The organism is Chryseobacterium sp. HMWF035 (assembly GCF_003094695.1).
Lineage (GTDB): Bacteria > Bacteroidota > Bacteroidia > Flavobacteriales > Weeksellaceae > Chryseobacterium > Chryseobacterium gambrini.
In genome coordinates this window covers 79,502-98,344 of record NZ_QEHP01000015.1, presented here as the reverse complement: position 1 = coordinate 98,344, position 18,843 = coordinate 79,502, and the positions used below count along the sequence as shown (strand labels likewise).

19 protein-coding genes are annotated in these 18,843 nt (G+C 36.1%); 2 read left to right on the top strand and 17 right to left on the bottom strand.

Going from position 1 to position 18,843, the window contains the following annotated elements; translation table 11 throughout:
* Nucleotides 1-129 precede the first annotated feature (129 nt).
* Nucleotides 130-945 carry a GLPGLI family protein gene (locus tag DD829_RS02915; protein ID WP_116547502.1) on the top strand — a complete coding sequence of 272 codons (816 nt, stop codon included), beginning with the start codon at nt 130-132 and terminating at the stop codon, nt 943-945.
* A gap of 70 nt (nt 946-1,015) precedes the next feature.
* On the opposite strand, the gene DD829_RS02910 is transcribed toward DD829_RS02915, so the two are convergent.
* From DD829_RS02910 to DD829_RS02830, 17 genes are all read right to left on the bottom strand, one after another.
* A complete protein-coding gene (locus DD829_RS02910) occupies nt 1,016-1,963 on the bottom strand; it encodes a transketolase family protein (RefSeq protein WP_087707565.1) in 948 nt (315 codons plus the stop codon).
* Nucleotides 1,964-2,049: 86 nt separating this feature from the next.
* Entirely contained in the window at nt 2,050-2,901 is an 852-nt protein-coding gene (locus DD829_RS02905; protein ID WP_076392612.1) for a transketolase, read from the bottom strand.
* Between the two features lie 77 nt (nt 2,902-2,978).
* Nucleotides 2,979-3,500, bottom strand: a complete 522-nt coding sequence (locus tag DD829_RS24050) for a hypothetical protein (protein ID WP_108410620.1) — start codon at nt 3,498-3,500, stop codon at nt 2,979-2,981.
* A gap of 42 nt (nt 3,501-3,542) precedes the next feature.
* A complete protein-coding gene (locus DD829_RS02895; RefSeq protein ID WP_108410619.1) occupies nt 3,543-5,102 on the bottom strand; it encodes a sodium:solute symporter in 1,560 nt (519 codons plus the stop codon).
* Nucleotides 5,103-5,255: 153 nt separating this feature from the next.
* Nucleotides 5,256-5,555 carry a GNAT family N-acetyltransferase gene (locus tag DD829_RS02890; RefSeq protein WP_175608849.1) on the bottom strand — a complete coding sequence of 100 codons (300 nt, stop codon included), beginning with the start codon at nt 5,553-5,555 and terminating at the stop codon, nt 5,256-5,258.
* Between the two features lies 1 nt (nt 5,556).
* On the bottom strand, nt 5,557-5,955 hold the full coding sequence (locus DD829_RS02885; protein ID WP_087707571.1) for an OsmC family protein: 399 nt from the start codon (nt 5,953-5,955) through the stop codon (nt 5,557-5,559).
* Nucleotides 5,955-6,173 carry a (4Fe-4S)-binding protein gene (locus tag DD829_RS02880; protein WP_087707574.1) on the bottom strand — a complete coding sequence of 73 codons (219 nt, stop codon included), beginning with the start codon at nt 6,171-6,173 and terminating at the stop codon, nt 5,955-5,957. The genes DD829_RS02885 and DD829_RS02880 overlap by 1 nt, the downstream gene beginning before the upstream one ends.
* Before the next feature lies 1 nt (nt 6,174).
* Nucleotides 6,175-6,753 (bottom strand): TMEM175 family protein, encoded by a 579-nt coding sequence (locus tag DD829_RS02875; RefSeq protein WP_108410618.1) that lies wholly within the window; start codon nt 6,751-6,753, stop codon nt 6,175-6,177.
* Nucleotides 6,753-7,286: an NADPH-dependent FMN reductase gene (locus DD829_RS02870; RefSeq protein ID WP_108410622.1), complete on the bottom strand. Its 534-nt coding sequence runs from the start codon at nt 7,284-7,286 to the stop codon at nt 6,753-6,755. Before DD829_RS02870 ends, DD829_RS02875 begins: the two co-directional genes overlap by 1 nt.
* A gap of 22 nt (nt 7,287-7,308) precedes the next feature.
* On the bottom strand, nt 7,309-8,211 hold the full coding sequence (locus DD829_RS02865; protein WP_108410617.1) for a pirin family protein: 903 nt from the start codon (nt 8,209-8,211) through the stop codon (nt 7,309-7,311).
* Nucleotides 8,212-8,433: 222 nt separating this feature from the next.
* On the bottom strand, nt 8,434-9,309 hold the full coding sequence (locus DD829_RS02860; protein ID WP_108410616.1) for a pirin family protein: 876 nt from the start codon (nt 9,307-9,309) through the stop codon (nt 8,434-8,436).
* A gap of 410 nt (nt 9,310-9,719) precedes the next feature.
* Nucleotides 9,720-11,126, bottom strand: coding sequence for an MFS transporter (locus tag DD829_RS02855; protein WP_108410615.1), 1,407 nt, complete (start codon nt 11,124-11,126; stop codon nt 9,720-9,722).
* Nucleotides 11,127-11,467: 341 nt separating this feature from the next.
* Nucleotides 11,468-12,280, bottom strand: coding sequence for a hypothetical protein (locus DD829_RS02850; RefSeq protein ID WP_084196489.1), 813 nt, complete (start codon nt 12,278-12,280; stop codon nt 11,468-11,470).
* 272 nt (nt 12,281-12,552) lie between these two features.
* Nucleotides 12,553-14,226: an asparagine synthase B gene (gene asnB / locus DD829_RS02845; protein ID WP_116547501.1), complete on the bottom strand. Its 1,674-nt coding sequence runs from the start codon at nt 14,224-14,226 to the stop codon at nt 12,553-12,555.
* Between the two features lie 323 nt (nt 14,227-14,549).
* A complete protein-coding gene (locus tag DD829_RS02840) occupies nt 14,550-16,214 on the bottom strand; it encodes a GLPGLI family protein (protein ID WP_108409737.1) in 1,665 nt (554 codons plus the stop codon).
* Between the two features lie 253 nt (nt 16,215-16,467).
* Nucleotides 16,468-17,673, bottom strand: coding sequence for an RsmB/NOP family class I SAM-dependent RNA methyltransferase (locus DD829_RS02835; RefSeq protein WP_076395703.1), 1,206 nt, complete (start codon nt 17,671-17,673; stop codon nt 16,468-16,470).
* 69 nt (nt 17,674-17,742) lie between these two features.
* Nucleotides 17,743-18,075 (bottom strand): hypothetical protein, encoded by a 333-nt coding sequence (locus DD829_RS02830; protein WP_108409736.1) that lies wholly within the window; start codon nt 18,073-18,075, stop codon nt 17,743-17,745.
* A 56-nt stretch (nt 18,076-18,131) separates the two neighbouring features.
* Between DD829_RS02830 and DD829_RS02825 the strand changes: the two genes are divergently transcribed.
* Nucleotides 18,132-18,476, top strand: coding sequence for a zinc ribbon domain-containing protein YjdM (locus tag DD829_RS02825; protein WP_076395707.1), 345 nt, complete (start codon nt 18,132-18,134; stop codon nt 18,474-18,476).
* The last annotated feature ends 367 nt before the right edge of the window (nt 18,477-18,843 follow it).

Here is an 18,843-nt window from a genome sequence, read left to right as displayed (position 1 = left end):
TATTAATAGATATCTTCCTGTAAATTGTCAAAAATTTTATTTCTTAAAAAAATACAACTATTTTAATCATATTAATAATCCGGAACAGGATGTTTATAAAAATATACTAAAAGAAAAATTTAACAATTAATGTCTAAGCTAAAATTTAAAAATGTACTCTTTTTTATATTTCTTTTTTGTGGAACTTTTTTTGGATTTTCTCAAAACTATCAGATTATTTACAAAATAAGCTTTCGTCCTCAAAAAGAAAAACTAGAATATAAGACAGAGTATATGCGATTAGAAACTTTATCAAAATCTAAAAGTATATTTTATAACTTTCTCAGCAAAAAAGACTCAATAGATATTCAGGAAGAAAATAAAATATCTTACTTAAAATTTACAATTATTCAAGAGAACAAAAATTATAAGTATTACGGAAATTTCAATGATTTATATTTTGTTTTTAATGAGCCCTTAAAAACTGATTGGAAAGTGAATAATAATACTTCTGATTTTAATGGTTATAAAGTTCAGGAAGCTAAAATAGAATTAGATGGAAGAAGATGGACAGCTTTATTTGCTCCGGAAATTCCAATTAATTCCGGTCCATACAAATTTTCTGGGTTACCCGGTTTAATATTAAAAGTGTATTCTGAAGATGGTGATTATAGTTTCGAAATGGTTGAGCTTATTAAAAATATATCCGAAAGCTATATGGATTCATTTCGGACAAATAAATTTGTTATGGTAAAGAAGAAAAAAATTCAGACCTTTATTTTTAATTTTTTAAAAGATCCGGGTTCTCAAAATTTCAAATTGGTTAATAGTTATGGTGATGAATTTGGATATAGTTTTAGCGGTGAAAAAGATAATGCTTACAGGGAAATGAATGAATATTTAAAAGGAGTCTATAGGAAGTATAATAATCCCATTGATGGTCAAATTTATTTGTTAATTTTTTAAATAAAAGAAAAAAGTATAAACAAAAAAAGCTGTCCCAACCGGAACAGCTTTTTAATGTAAAACAAATTGATTATTTATCTAAAATTCTCTTCACTGCTTCTTTCACGGCAGTAGAATCAATTTTATATTTCTTCATCAGTTCAGCAGGCGTTGCAGATTCTCCGAAAGTATCGTTCACTGCTACAAATTCCTGTCTTGTCGGTCTTTTTCTTGCCAACATTCCCGCAACAGATTCTCCCAGACCACCGATGTAGTTGTGTTCTTCAGCCGTTACGATTTTTCCTGTCTTTTCAACAGATTTTAAGATGATTTCTTCGTCCAAAGGTTTAATCGTGTGGATATTGATCACTTCACAGGAAATACCTTCTTTTTCAAGCTCATCTGCAGCAAGCAAAGATTCCCAAACCAAATGACCGGTTGCAACAATCGTTACATCCGTTCCTTCCTGAAGCATAATCCCTTTTCCGATCTCGAAAGGCATATCTTCCGGAATGAAAACAGGAACTACAGGTCTTCCGAATCTTAAATAAACCGGACCTTCAAAATCAGCAATCGCTAAAGTAGCTGCTTTTGTCTGGTTGTAATCACAAGGATTAATCACCGTCATTCCCGGAAGCATTTTCATCATTCCGATATCTTCCAAAACCTGGTGTGTTGCACCGTCTTCACCCAAAGTAAGACCCGCGTGAGAAGCACAGATTTTTACATTTTTATTGGAATACGCAATCGACTGACGAATCTGATCGTAAACTCTTGAAGTAGAAAAGTTAGCGAAAGTTCCCGTAAAAGGAATTTTTCCTGTAATGCTGAGACCGGCTGCAAGACCCATCATATTCGCTTCTGCAATACCTACCTGAAAAAATCTTTCAGGAGCCTTTTCAATGAATTTTTCCATCTTCAAAGAACCGATAAGGTCTGCACAAAGCGCCACAACATTAGGATTTTTATCTGCAAGTTCAGCCAATCCGGCTCCGAATCCTGAACGTGTATCTTTTTTTTCTGTATATGTAAATTTCATGAGGATTTTAAATTTTAATAATTGATTAATGATGGATGATAATTGATGTAAAAATATAATTCATCAATCATCAGTAATCATTCATATTAATAGTCAGCCGGAGCCTCTAAGTATAACTGTTTGAATGCTGTTTCCAGTTGCTCATCATTCGGCGCTTTTCCGTGCCAAGCGTGAGTTCCCATCATATAATCTACACCATAACCCATTTCTGTATGAAGAATAATGGCTACCGGTTTTTCTTTTCCGGTTTCTGTTTTTGCTTTTTCAAGAATGGCAATTACCGCCTCAAGGTCGTTACCGTTTTTCTCTTCCAGAACTGTCCATCCGAAGGCTTCCAGTTTTGCATGAAGATTTCCTAAAGAAAGTACGTTATCTGTACTTCCGTCGATCTGTTGTCCGTTATAATCGATGGTAGAAATAATATTGTCTACTTTTTTGGCTGCTGCGTACATAAATGCTTCCCAAACCTGACCTTCCTGCAATTCGCCATCGCCATGAAGAGAGTAAACCAAAGAGCTGTCTCCGTCCAGTTTTTTACCCTGAGCAACACCCAAAGCTACAGAAAGCCCCTGTCCTAAAGAACCTGAAGCTACTCTTACGCCCGGAAGACCTTCGTGAGTCGTCGGGTGTCCCTGTAATCTTGAATCTAATTTTCTGAATGTACTAAGCTCCTGAACCGGAAAAAATCCGAATCTTGCCAAAGTAGAATAGAATACCGGAGAAATATGTCCGTTAGAAAGATAGAAATGATCTTCATTTTTACCTTCCATCGTGAAAGGAAGATGATAGTTCATTACCTTTCCGTAAAGGGCTGTGAAATATTCAGTACAACCTAAACTTCCTCCCGGGTGACCGGAATTTACAGCATGAACCATTCTTAAAATGTCTCTTCTGATTTGTGTAGTAAGAGATTTTAACTCTTCAATACTTTTACTCATTATATAAGATTTATTTGTATGCGAATTTACAATTTTTTAATGGCTTACGGAAATATGAAAGATTCACGTTTTTAAATCTAAAAATTGCTCAGTCTGTAAAAAATCCAGATACTTAACAAAGAATATGATACCAGATTAGCTATGATAATTCCTTTAAAAATTTTACTTTTTTCAACGTGGATCAATACTTTATTCCTTCTGACTGAAGAATATTCCATAAAGATTGACATGATATAAGTTATCAGAATACTTATCTCTAAATCAAAAATGATTTCAGAGGTGATTTTTGAATGTACAGGGGATTTTACATTTCCAAAAATAATATCCAAGACGGGAAAATAATCATAGCTATCTAAATAACTAAATAATGAAATACCTAAACCTAATCTGATGATACCCTGAATCATAAAACCTCCAAGAGTTGAAAATATATTCATGATAAAGACATCATGCCAGATTAATTTAACGCTGGTTTTAAATAAAAATGAAAAAATCAAAGACTCTATAATTACAACGAAGGCAAAGAAAACAAGAATATACCACCATTCATAAAAAAATAATGGTAAAACCGCATTCAGAATAGAGAAATGAATTTTCATGATTAAGCAGAGAACATCAGCTTAGAACAGTTGTTTATTATTCTAAACAACCTTCAGATAAGATTTATGTCTTACGATCCACAGTCCAATGAAAGTTAGTAACCCGTTCAGAACAATTAACTCTACCCCGATTCTGTAATCCGTATACGTTGTTACCATATAATTGATAATGTATGTTGCAACCGGAGCTAAAATCGTTACCGCCAAAATTGAATATTTTTTTGAAATCTGAAACTTTGTGAAAATTCCGAAGGCGAAAAGTCCTAAAAGCGGTCCGTAAGTATAGCCTGCAATCTCCATGATCAGATAAACAATCGATTTGTCATTCAAAGCTTTAAAAACCATAATCAGAATAAAGAAAATGATGGTGAACGTTAAATGAACTTTCATACGAAGCTGTTTTTTCTCTTTCTCCGTCTTGTTTTTGTCTTCATTAAGATTCAAAAGATCTACGCAGGATGAACTCGTAACAGCAGTTAAAGCGCCATCCGCAGAAGGAAATAGCGCGGAAATCAATCCGATGATGAAAATCACGGAAATAATCATCGGGAAATGTCCCTGAAGCGATAAAGCAGGAAACAAATCGTCTCCCATGATATTTTTAATGTTACCCGCAGAATCTTTGAACCCGAAAATATTGGTAACGGTTTCTCCGTCTATTTTTCCATATTCTGCGCCGTTCTGCAAAGCAAAAAGATAAAGAAGACCACCTAGAAACAGGAATGCAAGATTCACAAAAAGCAGCGTTCCTGCGAAAGTAAGCATATTTTTCTTCGAGTTTTTAAGATTATCCACAGAGATGTTTTTCTGCATCATTTCCTGATCTAATCCTGTCATTGCAATTGTAATGAAAATTCCCCCTAAAATCGTTTTCAGGAAAAATGTTTTGGAATTCGGATCAAAATTGATGAAGTGGGTATAATTTTTCTGTTCTAAAATAGTATATGCTTCGCTAAATGATAAATTTAAATGGGATAAAATATAAACGATACACGCAATCAGACTGATAATCATGAATGAAGTCTGCAAAGTATCGGTAATCACAATTGTTTTTACACCGCCTTCAAACGTATATAAAAGCACCATTAACAGCAGAACTAAAGCGGTAACCCAGAAAGGAACGCCCAAACCTTCCAGAAGGAAAATCTGAAGAACGTTGACCACTAAATATAACCTTGCCGTTGCACCAATTGCCCTTGAAATAATAAAAAATATTGACCCGATCTTATGCGCTTCGACATTAAATCTTTTGCCTAAATACGTATAAATCGAGGTGAGGTTCATTTTGTAATACAGCGGAAGAAGAATTGCGGCAACAATAAAATATCCGATGAAAAAGCCGATCACCATCATATAATATTCGAATCCGCCGTAGATGTATTCACTTCCGGTCATTTTCCCGACTGTTCCGGGAACGGAAATAAATGTTACTCCGCTTAAGCTGGTTCCGATCATTCCGAAAGCAACAAGCCACCATTTACTTTTTTTATTCCCGATAAAAAACGACTGATTATCAGAATTTCGGCTTGTAAAATAAGAAATAACCAAAAGTCCGATGAAATAGACAAAAACAAACAGCAAAAGAACAGTTCCGGAATTCATGCTTTAATTTAAATTTTAGCAAATATAGTTTTTTTCTGTTCTGCCCAAAAAGAAAAAACCTTCAGGATATATTTCCGGAAGGTTTTATATGTAATGTTGAAGTTAAGGCTGATAACTCAGAAGCTCAAACTTAACGTCAACCTTAGCCTAAAACTAAGCCTGAGTCTTATTTACCAGAACATCCTGAAGTTCCTCATGCTTCTGGAAAGTAGCCTTGGCAAAAGGACAAAGCGGAATAATTGTTTTTCCGTTCTTTCTTGCAAAATCTACTGCTGCAAGAAGCATTTCTTTCCCAACGCCTTTTCCGTTGTATGCTTCTTCAACTTCTGTGTGATCGATGATGAATCTTTCTTCTCCAGCCCAGGTGTACGTCATTAAACCTGCATGGTTTCCGTCTATGAATGCTTCAAAATTTCCGTGTTTCGGGTCGTTGGTTTGTTTTACTTCAATCATATTATGAAAATTTGGTTAATATTTCTATATCGTTTGTAAGAATCTTATGAATCGGACACGCATCCGCTATGGCGTGAAGTCTTTTCAGTTGTTCATCATCAAGATTTGTGCCTTCAAAGCTGATGTCTCTTTTGAAAATGGCTCTTTTCGTTAAAGGAAAATTTTCCAGTTCCACTTCAACATTTATTTTTTCGACGTTCCATTCTTTTCGGTCGATGTACATTCTCAGGGTTGCCGCTGTGCAGCTTGCTAGGGAAGTGGCAAGAATTTCAAAAGGATTGAAGCCTTTATTTCCGCCGCCTTTGTCTACAGGTTCATCTGTAATCAGCGTGTTTTCTCCCGCAACAACTTCGGTGTAGTATTTTTCTGTTCCCAGACTTGCTTTTACTGTGATTGCCATTATTTTTCTTTATTAAATTGATAACTCAGTGCTCCTGAAGGACACAGGTCGATTTGGTTTTTAAGTTCTTCTGCGGTTGCATTTTCAGGTTTCAGCCACGGTCTTTCTTTCGGGTTATACACTTTCGGAAGTGTTTTTACACAAACGGCGGCGTGGATGCACTTTTTGGGTTGCCAGAGCACGGTAATCTCTCCGTTTACATATTCGTGTGTTTCCATATCAATTTTCGTTTAAAGTTTTTTCTATTCGTCTGTCCGGAATCAGCCAGAGCAAAGCAACCGTATAATATAGTGCTACTGCAATATAAGGATAAATAAATGAAACAATAATTCCTGAAACATAAAGCACTATGGATGCATTTTCCTTAAAACGGGAAGCAATGGCCTGTTTCAGCTTAGAGCTTTCCCCTTCGGATTTTATGATCGCATTTTCCAGAATCGTATAGGCAGTCGCACAAAGTCCCAGTCCGAATCCGTAAGTGGCTACAGGATTTTTGGCAAAATGTGTTTCTCCGATCCATTCCGTTGCAAAAGGCATTAAGGAAAGCCAGAACAGCAGATGAAGGTTTGCCCAAAGAACTTTTCCGTTTACTTTTTTCACTGTCTGAAAAAGGTGATGATGATTGTTCCAGTAAATTCCTACATACAGAAAGCTGAAAATATACGCCAAAAATTTAGGAATAAGCGGTTTAAGGCTTTGCCAGTCGTTTCCTTCCGGAACTTTCAGTTCCAGTACCATAATCGTGATGATGATCGCAAGAACCCCGTCACTGAAGGCTTCTAATCTTCCTTTGGTCATTATTTGCGGATCGTATTTTTGAAATTCTCCACTTTACTGTTCAGCTCTTTCAGCATTTCAGGATTGATAACGCCGCTTTCCAGATCAAAATTTTCATAAAATTTAGGAAGCGAAAAAGTTTCTTTGATATCCGCTCCGAAATTCGGGAAAAATATTTTTGCTGTATTCATCACATTTCCGCCGCCGTAACCTCCCGGAGAAGTGGACATCAGAAACATCGGTTTTTCCTGAAAAACCTTCACGTTGATTCTTGAAGCCCAGTCGAAAACGTTTTTAAAAGCCGCACTGTACGATCTGTTGTGTTCCGCAAGCGAACAGATAATCACATCACATTCTTCTATCGCTTTCAAAAAGTGGTGTGCTTCTTCCGGAAAGCCTTTCTTTTCACGATCTACGGAAAAAACAGGCATATCAAAATCATTCAGATCAATCAGATTGATTTCTTCATTCTTAAAATCTTTTAGAACGAATTTTACAAGTTCCCTGTTGATGGAAGTGGAAGACGTACTTCCTGCAAATGCTAATATTTTCATCATGTATGATTTAAAAATTGAATTACGGTTTTCTGTTTAAAATAGCTTTCGGAAGCGGTACATATTCATTTTCATCTCCAGGAACCAAAGGAAAAGCATCGTGGTTCTGGTCGTGCCAGTTCACTTTTGCCTGATCGATCAGTTCTTTTTCGGAATTTACAAAATTCCAGAATATAAACCGCTCTTCTTCAAATGGTTCGCCACCGAAAAGATAAACCGTTCCGTTTTCGCTCATATCAAATTCGCAGAGTTGGGTGTTTTTGGCTATCATCAGTTGTTTAGATCTGTAAGAATTTCCGTCAGTAGAAACAGTTCCGTCCAGAACGTACATGGCAGCTTCTCCGTAAAGATCTTTTCCTATGCTGATCTTTTTTGCTTCTTTGGTTTTAATTTCAATAAAAAACAGCTTGCTGTGAACCGGAACCGGCGATTTTTTCCCAAAAGCTTCCCCTGCAATTAATTTATACTGAATTCCGTCTTCCTCCCAAACCGGAATTTCATCTGCTTCAATGTGGTGGAATGTGGGTTCAGACTGTTCCAGATGTTTCGGAAGTCCCACCCAGATCTGGAATCCGTGAAGTCTTTTATCAGAATGTCGCAGGTATTCCGGAGTTCTTTCAGAGTGTACCACACCTTTTCCGGCAGTCATCCAGTTTACGGCTCCCGGTTTTATTTCCAAAGCACTTCCGATGCTGTCTCTGTGAAAAATAGATCCTTCCAGAAGATACGTTAATGTTGAAAGCCCGATGTGCGGATGCGGCGGAACATCCAGGTTCTGATAATCTTTTAAGTCGGATGGTCCCATATGATCGATAAAAACGAAAGGTCCGACTGCTCTTTTTTCGCGGAAAGGCAATAATCTTCCGACCAGAAAGTTTCCGATGTCCGCAGATTTTTCTTCTATAATAAGTCCGATGTTTGACATGATGTGCGTGATTTATTTGTATTAAATTTTTGTTTTGAATTTTGAGAAAACTTTCAGATAATGATTTAAAAATTTCAATTGAATCCGTCATTTCGACGTAGGAGAAATCTATTTAGCTTCATAGATTCTTCACTTCGCTTCCGCTACATTCTGAATGACAGAGAAATCATTAAAATATAAAATTAAGAAAAAGAACAGCTTGATGATGATTTTTAATTAAAATTAATCTGCAAGATAACCGAATCTCCCTAAATTAAAATCTTCAAAAGCCTGCATAATTTCTTCTCTGGAATTCATTACAAAAGGTCCGTGAGGAAAGATAGGCTCATTTAAAGGCATTCCACTGATGATTAAAACGACTGAATCTTCTGTTGCTTCTACCGTAAAATTTTCTCCTTCATTTTGAAACAAAACGAGATGATTAAGTGGTGTTTTTTCTTCATCATTAACGATAATACTTCCTTCTATCACCAATGCAGCAGTATTGAAATTTTCGGGAAAGGTGAATGCAGCTTTTCCACCATTTTTCAGTTTTGCATTCATCATGAGAACCGGACTGAAGGTAAAAGCGGGACCTTTCTGATTTTGATATTCTCCGGCAATCACTTCAATATGTCCGTTTTCTCCAAGATCCACTTTCGTCATATCCGAATTTTTGATTGCCTGATATTTCGGACAGCTAATTTTATAAACCGACGGAAGATTTACCCAAAGCTGAACCATCTGGAAAATTCCGCCTTCTTTTGCCCATTCTTTTTCGTGATATTCTTTGTGAAGAACACCTTTTGCGGCAGTCATCCACTGTACATCGCCTTCACCGATAATTCCGCCTCCTCCTGCGCTGTCATGATGCTGCACTTTTCCTTTATACGCTATGGTTACAGTCTCAAAACCTCGGTGCGGATGAACGCCCACTCCGCGAGGCTGATCTGTTCCGTTAAAGTGAAATTTTGAATTGTAGTCGAGCATAATGAACGGATCCATCCTTTTCATATCCATTCCCTGAACGCCCGGAATAAAATTATGAACACTAAAACCGTCGCCCACAAAATGCGCAGGTTTCGGAGATACTATTTTTTCTATTTTTTTAGTTGCCATAATATGGTTGTATTATTAAGCAAAGGTATCTTAAGCAAAAATCCTGTACATTGATCTGTGTTAATAAGGGGGATTGATTGATGATTGATGATTGCGCTGAGCAGATGTTTTCAGTTTTTTATTTGGGATGTAAAAATTCCCCTCCTTTGGAGGGGTGGCGAAAATTTCGGAAAAATTTTGACGGGGTGGTTCCAGAACTAAAGCTGAAATTTCCTGTTGAATAAATGTTTTCCGTAATTTCAGAGCTCATTGAGTGGGATGTCTGAGCTCTTTTTGAGGATTCGGCGGCTGCGAAGCAGCCGCCGAATCCTCAAAAAGCGAGTAGCGAAAGCTGCAAAAGCTCCTTAAATCAATGAACAATTGATTTTTTCTTTGCCTAAATTAGGAAATTGACAAATCGGTTTGTTTTATCAATCCTCCTTCGATTTCATATTCTTCCCATCTGAAATATGAAGCCTGCGGAAAATAAATCCGGAGATGATCGTGAGAATTCCGACAGTAAGAAAAGTAAATCGGAAAGCGTTGTGGATTTCTCCGTGAATAAGATCGGTATTTTCAAAAATTTTAAGTACAATTAATCCGAAAGCAATTCCGAATCCGATGGCAAGCTGTTGATTGACGGATATAAGTGAATTTCCGCTGCTGGTCTGAAAATTTCGAAGATCTGCAATAGAAATGGTATTCATCGAAGTAAACTGAATGGAATTAAAAAATCCCAAAATGGAAATAATAGGAATAAACCAATACAATGAGGTGTTGATATCGGGAATTGCGAGAAGACAGATCAGCGTTCCGATAATAAAAGTATTCGTCATTAAAGTCTGTCGGTAACCAAAACGGTCTAAGATTTTTATCACATACGATTTTCCGAACATTGCGGTTAAAGCCATCGGAGCGATGATCCAGCCGGAAGTTACTGCCGATTGTTTATACGCAATCTGAATCATTAACGGTAAAAGCAACGGAACAGAGCTGATTCCTAATCTGGTGGCAAGATTTCCGACAATTCCGACTCTGAAAGTTCTTACCTGAAACAAATTTAAAGGAAAAATAGGACTTTCATCACGTTTGGCGTGTTTGTAATAGTAGTAGAGACAAAGAAATCCCAGAATGAAAATGACCAGAACCGGTGTGGTATTCTGTATATCTCCGAAAAGTTCCAAAGCAATGGACAGCAGGAGAGAGGCTGCTGCAAAGATCAAAAATCCTTTCAGATCAAAATCAACGTCTTTGGATGTGTAGTTGGGCATGAATTTTATGCCTAAAACAATTCCCAGAATTCCGATCGGGATATTAATTAAAAAAATCCAGTGCCACGAAAGATAATCTACCATATAACCTCCCACCAAAGGACCGAGAACGGGACCGATCAGTGCAGGAATAATGGCAAAGTTCATCGCTTTTAATAATTCACTTTTATCGAAAGTTTTAATTAAAGCTAATTTTCCGACAGGCGTCATCAAACTTCCTCCAATACCCTGAATGACACGGGAAATAACGAGCTGTGTAAGATTTTGAGACATGGCACAGAACAGAGATCCGAGACTGAAAAGAATCAGAGAAAATATAAACACTTTTTTGGTTCCGAAACGGTCTGCCAGAAATCCGCTTGCCGGCATAAAAACAGCTAATGTAAGTACATAACTGATGATGGCGTTCTGCATATTCAGCGGAGATTCCTGAAGATCTTTTGCGATGGAAGGCAGTGAAGTATTCAGAATAGTGGAATCCAGCATCTGCATGAAGATAGCCGTTGCAAGAATCAGCGGTAGAATTTTTTTAACTGAATTTTGAGGCTGCGAAAGTGTTTCTGACATGTATTTTTACTGGAAAAGTTTCCAGATTTGTTTGGTTCAAAAAAAATGAGAATGTAATTTTCAGAGCAATTTTTATTCCTTTTAATAAAGAGAAGATGTTAATTGATGGATTAAGCTGTCATTTCCACGAAGGAGAAATCTATTTGCCGCAATATTTTTCCTGATACTCCTGAACTGTTAGATTTTAAGTTTTTGATGATGTTATCAATAACGACATTTATAATATTCTATTTTCTTAAATTTTACGAGCAATTGTGAATATTCGTGCAAAAATTTGTGTCATTTGTATTAAAAAATATTCCAATAAAAAAGTCCTGTGAAGTTTCGCAGGACTTTTTTATTTATTTTCTTGGTTTTTCAACCCCTTTCCATTCTTCGCCGGCTTTTCTGTACTGGCTTAATTCAAAAGTTTTGAAATCTTTTGTTTTGTATTCGATGTTATCTGTGTTTTGCTCAAACGGCATGATGTAGTAGAAATCTGCATCTGTTCTGTCCGTTTTTGTCCCTTTTTTCACAGAAGGAACATATTTTGAGAATTTATAGCTTGGAAGATACTGCTTCACTCTCGCATAGAACGCTTTATTTTCTTTCTCTTCAGGAATAATGTCTACGATATTGAAATCGTCTTTTTCTTTATTAATCCAAAGATAATAGGTTTTATCTTCTCCTGTATTTCTGTTGTTGGAGTTGAAAGCATAAAGCTCTTTCGGAACCAGTTCTTTGATCTTTTCTGCATCAACTTTTGTATAATACTGTCCTTTAGAAGGATCTACATACGTTTCCAGATTGTACATTAAAACAGAATTGTTATCCAGATTTTTGTTTTTGAAATACTGGTTTAAGGATAATTCTGCGGTTTCTCTAAGTTCTTTACCTCTTGCATCCAGTTTTTTAGTCGGATTCTGAGGATTCACTTTTTTTACAAATTCATATAAAACTTTCGGTTTTATATCTTTAAGGTGAGGATACGTTTTCAGCTGTTCCGCTTTTACCAGCCAGTAGTATTGTTGGTAGAAGTCGTCTTTATCGCCATCTTTCACACTTTTATACACCATTGCCAGTTTTTTGGAGCTAAGATATTTACCATATTTTCCCTGTCCGAAAGCAAAAGTCATGGATAATAAAGCAAATAAGATAGTAATGTTTCTTCTCATTTTTTTATAATTGATATTTTCGTTTTCCAAATATAATTATTTATTAGATAATATATTTGATTAACGGTTAAATTCTGACAATATTACTAAGGTAAATGCAAAAGAAAATCCTGTATTGCTACAGGATTGATAAATTTTTATGTAAAGTTTAGATTTTTAGAGTTCAGGATTTCGTTTCAGAATGCTCATCTTCTATTTGTTAAATAAAAAATGAAGAATAAAAAATCCATCTCACAAACTCAAAAAACGCTCACACTCATACACACTTAAGCCTACTCACCGTAAGACGTTTCATGCACTTTTACTGCTCTTCCGCTCGGATCGTTCATGTTTTTGAACGCTTCATCCCATTCCAGTGCAATTGGCGTAGAACACGCAACGGAAGGAACCGAAGGAACTGTTGCAGCCGCAGTTTCGCTTGGGAAATGCTCTTCAAAAATTGTTCTGTAACGGTATTCTTCCTTGTTTTGAGGTGTATTTAAAGGGAATCTGAATTTTGCATTTGCCATCATTTCATCCGTTACTTCTTTTTCAGCAACGGCTTTTAAAGTATCGATCCATGAATAACCGACTCCATCCGAAAACTGCTCTTTCTGTCTCCAGACAATAGATTCCGGAAGAATATCTTCGAAAGCTTTTCTCAGAACCCACTTTTCAATTTTTCCTTCGGCAGCATTTACCATTTTATCTTTTGGATTCACAGTCATGGCAATATCCATAAATTCTTTGTCTAAGAAAGGAACACGTCCTTCAATTCCCCAACTCATCAACGCTTTGTTGGCTCTTAAACAATCGTACAGGTGAAGTTTTCCTAATTTTCTTACGGTTTCATCATGGAATTCTTTCGCATTCGGAGCTTTATGGAAGTATAAATAACCACCGAACAGTTCATCAGAACCTTCTCCCGAAAGCACCATTTTAATTCCCATCGATTTAATCACTCTTGCCAAAAGATACATCGGAGTAGAAGCTCTTACCGTCGTTACGTCATACGTTTCCAGATGATAAATAACATCACGAACCGCATCCAGACCTTCCTGAACGGTAAAATTAACTTCATGGTGAACCGAACCGATGTGTTCTGCTGCTTTCTGAGCTGCTGCCAAATCCGGTGATCCTACCAAACCGACTGCAAAACTGTGCAATCTCGGATACCACGCTTCCTGTGTATCTCCGCTTTCCACTCTCTGTCTTGCAAATTTTGCCGTAATCGCAGAAATTACAGAAGAATCTAATCCGCCTGAAAGCAAAACTCCGTAAGGAACGTCGCTCATCAATTGTCTGTGAACCGCATCTTCCAGTCCTTTTCTTAATTTCTCAATATCCGTTTCGTTATCTTTTACGGCATCAAAACTTTCCCAGTCTCTTTTATACCATTGCTGAAGCTCGCTTCCGTCTTTGCTGTACACCAAATGTCCCGGTAAAAAAGTCTCAATGGTTTTGCAAACTCCTTCCAGTGCTTTTAGTTCTGAAGCAACGTAATAGTTTCCGTTCTTATCCCAACCGTGATATAGAGGACAGATTCCCATGTGATCGCGTGCAATGAGATACACATCATTTTCTGTGTCATATAAAGAAAAGGCAAAAATTCCGTTTAATTTTTCAACAAAATCTTTTCCATATTTTTGATATAAAGCTAAAATAACTTCACAGTCTGACTGTGTCTGAAATTCGTAATCAGGAAATTCTTCTTTCAGTTCTCTGTGATTGTAGATTTCACCGTTCACGGCAAGAACTATTTTTCCGTCTTTGGTAAATAATGGCTGTTTTCCGGAGGTAGGATCCACGATGGCAAGTCTTTCATGAGAGAAAACCACTTTGTCATTCTGGAACACTCCGCTCCAGTCCGGACCGCGGTGACGAATTTTTTTAGACATTTCAAGAACCTGAGGTCTTAATATTTCGGTTTTTTGTTTGGTGTCAAACAAACATACAATTCCACACATTTTTTTTTCATTTAATTTGAAACAAAAGTAGAATAGTGGTTTAAAAATAACAACAAAAAAATTAAATAAGTTAATATTTTTAATTAATTAATTTAAAATAAAGTAAAAATTTAATTATTTTAAATTAAAAATATGATTTTAGTTGATTTTTTTAACTCAGATCTCTAATTTATTCATTACATACGAAATTATTATGAGATATTTCTTAATGTATGGTAATTTATTCTACAAATTTTAACCCTTACTTTGTGGCTCGAAATAATTTTTTTTCATCATTTGTGTTTTTACCTTCTTGCAATTCAGTTTGCGAGAAGGTTTTGTTTTTATTCGGAACCTAACAGAACTCCTGAAACGTTCCACGAACTGAAGCTCGTTCCTTCAGTCGGGCCCTGCGGAATTTTTACCTGAATGGTATGTTTTCCGGCTTTTAAATCTCCAAGTTGTATAAAATTGGGATTGGTAACCGTTCCGGGACACCAGTTCGATCTGCTGAGGTCTGATGAAGAAAGTCCGTCCGGAAAATTTCCTGAAGCCGGATTATAAAGACGATAAGATCCGCAGTCGGTTCTCCACGGCATAAAAGAATAGGTCATTTTTCCGTCTAAAAAGATCGAGTTGGCTTTCGGTACAAATTCATCGCCGTTTTCCCAGCCTCCATGACCGGTTGTTGTATATTTCAACTGGGCATTTTTCAGATCCTTTTTTAAAGTAAACTCTACAAACAGTCCTTTATCATTATTAAACATGGTAGAATAATCCTGTCCCGCCATTTCCATAATGTTCAGAGTGTTGAATAAAGGAATAACCGTATTGTTTTTATAGATGGTCTGATCGCTTTTGTGAATGGTGATTTCCAAACTGACTTTATGACCGCCTTTATCGTAATTTCCGATGAATGTTCCGATCCATAATTCCTTTTCAGAAAGGGAAGGTTTAAGGTCTGTGATGTCTTCACGATATGGACTGATGGTCTGCCAGTTTTTATCTTTTAACTGAATATGATTGAACTTATTGATCCCGAACGCCGTAAAAAATCTCATCATTTCTACTGTAGGACTGTAATTTTCCGTTGCTGTAATTCCGTAATATTGTTTTCCGTTTCCGTTCTCATACACAGGAAGTGTTTTTACGCCTTTTTCCAGTCCGTCGAAAAACGACTGAGATTTGTCCTGTGGTACAAAAAATACGGTTCCTGTTCTGTCGTACGCGTCGCCGTTGGATTGTTGTTTTAATTCAACGAAAATATTTTCGCCATCAGAAATTTTCGGGAACTTAATTTTTTTCATAATAATGGTTCCGTTAGCGAATCTTTTTATGTTTTCGTCAGATTTAGATTGATCTGAAAAATTAATGGTTTCATGATCAAAAACTTTAAGGGTAGTGAATCTGCTTTTCCACAAAAGATCTCTGTAACCTAACTGATCGGTTGAATTAATCGATCCTTTCAGAATAGCATCAATGTCAGTTTTCTTAACTTTTTTAATAGATTGAGCGGTGATCAGAGAGTTTTTATTTCTTTCAATTTCCAGAACAAATCCTAGATTTTGCCCGATTACAGAAGGTCCTCCCTGAATTTTCAGATCGTTGGTGTACCAGACTTCAATAGTGTTGGAATTGATTTTGGTAACTGCTTTTTTGCAAGTGTAGCCTAAAATTTTCTTGGTCTCATTGGTAAATTCAAAAGTCTGTTTTGCCACAGATTCTTTGTCTGAAGTTGAAATAATTTCGTCAGATTTTAAAAACGCATAAGAAATAACCGTATTCGAAGGTTTTTCAATTTTCGTAATTTCGAAAGGAAAATCTGCTTTTTGTTCTCTGATTTTGTTATTCAGGATAAAATTTTCCTTTTCATTTGCCCAGACCAGAGTGGGAGGCTGCTCCGTTAAAACTTTTCCGTTGGATGAACTGAGGTACTGTACTTCGTACGTCTGTGCAAAAGATAAACAGCATAAAAAAGTAAAGAAGCTTACTAAAATTCTTAGATGCATAATTTGAAATGGTTTTAGCAAAGATAATTCTTTAGAAATTCATTTTTTAACTACAAAAGCTACAAAAGATTAGTAGAATCCTTATAAAGTTATTTAGCAGAGATGAAAAAGACCACAACAGTTTTTAAACATCTTTGATTTTTATTCTTTTGAGAACCTTAAAATCTCGTTACAATTGTCTTTTGTAATGAAGAGTATAACAAAAAAACTACCCTGAAAAGAGTAGTTTTGTTCATTATATAAAGAATGTTTTTTAAGAAACTCTTTCAATTAAAGCCATATAGAATCCGTCATAGCCTTCACTTGGCATTACTTTTTCGTCTTTAATCATTTTAAAGTTCGGATTGTTTCTGATGAATTCATCAACCTGCAAATTATTTTCAGAAGGTAGAATAGAACACGTTGCATAAACCATTTTCCCCCCTTTTTTAAGCATTTTAGAATAATCCTGAAGAATCTGCTGCTGTTCAATTTTAATTCTGTCGATAAAAGCCTGATCGATTTTCCATTTGCTGTCCGGATTTCTTTTTAAAACGCCCAAACCTGAACACGGAGCATCGATCAATAATCGGTCTGCTTTTTCATGAAGCCTTTTAATTACTTTATTATCAGAAATCATGCGGGTTTCAATGTTGTGCGCTCCGGCTCTTTTTGCACGTCTTTTCAGTTCGGCAAGTTTCCATTCGAAAATATCCAGTGCGATGATCTGTCCTTTATTCTGCATTAAAGCGGCTAAGTGAAGCGTTTTTCCTCCTGCACCTGCACAAGCATCTACAACTCTCTGTCCTTCCTTTACATCAAGGAAATACCCGATTTTTTGTGATGATGCATCCTGAACTTCAAATAAACCTTCTTTAAAAGCAGTGGTAAGGAAAACATTCTTTTTTTCCTCCAATTGTACTGCATCCGGATAATTTTTAATAGGGTAAGAAACGATGTTTTCATCAGAAAGATCAGAGATAAGCTCTTTCGTTGTTGTTCTCAGAGAATTTGCTCTTAAAACCGTCGGAGCCTGCTCATTCAGGGCATACATTTCTTTTTCCCACTTTTCACCCAGTTCTTTTTCTAAAGTCTCGGCAAGCCATTCCGGAATAGAATGTTCGATTGCTTTCGTAGGAACGGTTCCTTTTTTCAGTTTGGTAAGAATGTCGGCGATTTTTATTCCGTCAAATTCTTCAAATTTTTTATAGTTCGTTTTGCTCCAAAGAAGATAAGCAATGATTAATTTATAAATATTGTTGGGCTTTACACCTTCCCCCATGTAATATTCAAGGCGTTTTTTCCAACGGATGATGTTATAGAAAATCTCAGAAACCACTGCTCTGTCCTGGCTTCCCCATTTTTTATTCGCTTTCAAAAGTCTTTCGATTACTTTATCGGCGTATTTATTTTTTTCGAAAAATGTTTCCTGCAAAGCATCGTGAATTCCGATTGCCAGGTTTCTGTGTATCAATTCCATAAAATTGGGTTCTGCTATTTTGAATCTGCAAAAGTACGAATTTCTGCTGAGAATTTCTGTTTCAAAATTTTAGTCTGTGAATTCAAAATTTTGCTTTGGGCTTTCTCTGTGGTTAGAAAAATAGAAAAACAACTGAATAATAACCAAAACAACAATCATTATAAGCTGCGAATTGGCTTTATCTGATCTTTCTTTGTTGATTTTCTGATATTTGTAAATCTGGGATTTTGAATATTCTTTAGATTCATTTAAATTCTGAAAATGGTCGACTTGGGAAATTTCTTCATCAACAAATGTCATTGTGTAATTAGGAATTAAGTCAACTTCATTAAATATCTGAACAAATAACCTGAAAAACAGGACTAAAGAAATAAAAATTAAAAATCTACGGATATATCTCATGTTATTAAATTTTAATTGAAGGTATTAAAAAATTAACTTTGCAAAAAATTAAAAATATGAGTGATACTGTACTTTGTCCAAAATGCAGCTCCGAGTTTACTTATCCGAGCGATAATATGATGGTTTGTTCCCAGTGTTTCTACGAATGGAATCCCGAAGAAGAAAGCGCAGATGCATCAAATTCAGGGAAAATCTTAGATTCTAACGGAAACGAACTTCAGGATGGAGATTCTGTGGTGGTTATTAAAGATCTTCCCGTAAAAGGAGCTCCAAAACCTGTAAAAGCAGGAACAAAAGTTAAAAATATCCGTCTGAGACCGGACAGCGATCATAATATCGACTGTAAAATCGATGGTTTCGGTTCTATGGCACTGAAATCTGAATTTGTGAAAAAAGCTTAATTTTTAGGATTTTTCTTTCAGAAGAAGAAAATAAAGCAATAAAAAAAGGAAAGAATTGGACAGGGTAATCTTTCAAGAGACTGCATTGTTTGTCTAGAATAAACGGATTTCGTCTCAGGAGGCAGAAAGAGAATTAACCAAAAATTTCCTTATGCTGTTGATATACAAATGTAAGAAAAAGTTTTAAACCCAATTCTTACATTTGTATTTTTTATCCACAAATCCACAATAAGTTGTAGAGAATGCGATCGTTACGGGATTTTTTCAGGAGCTTTTTCCAGCTTTCGCTACTCGCTTTTTCTTAGTTTCGGCGGCTGCGGAGCAGCCGCCGAAACTAAGAAAAGAGCTCAGACACGCCGCTCAATCT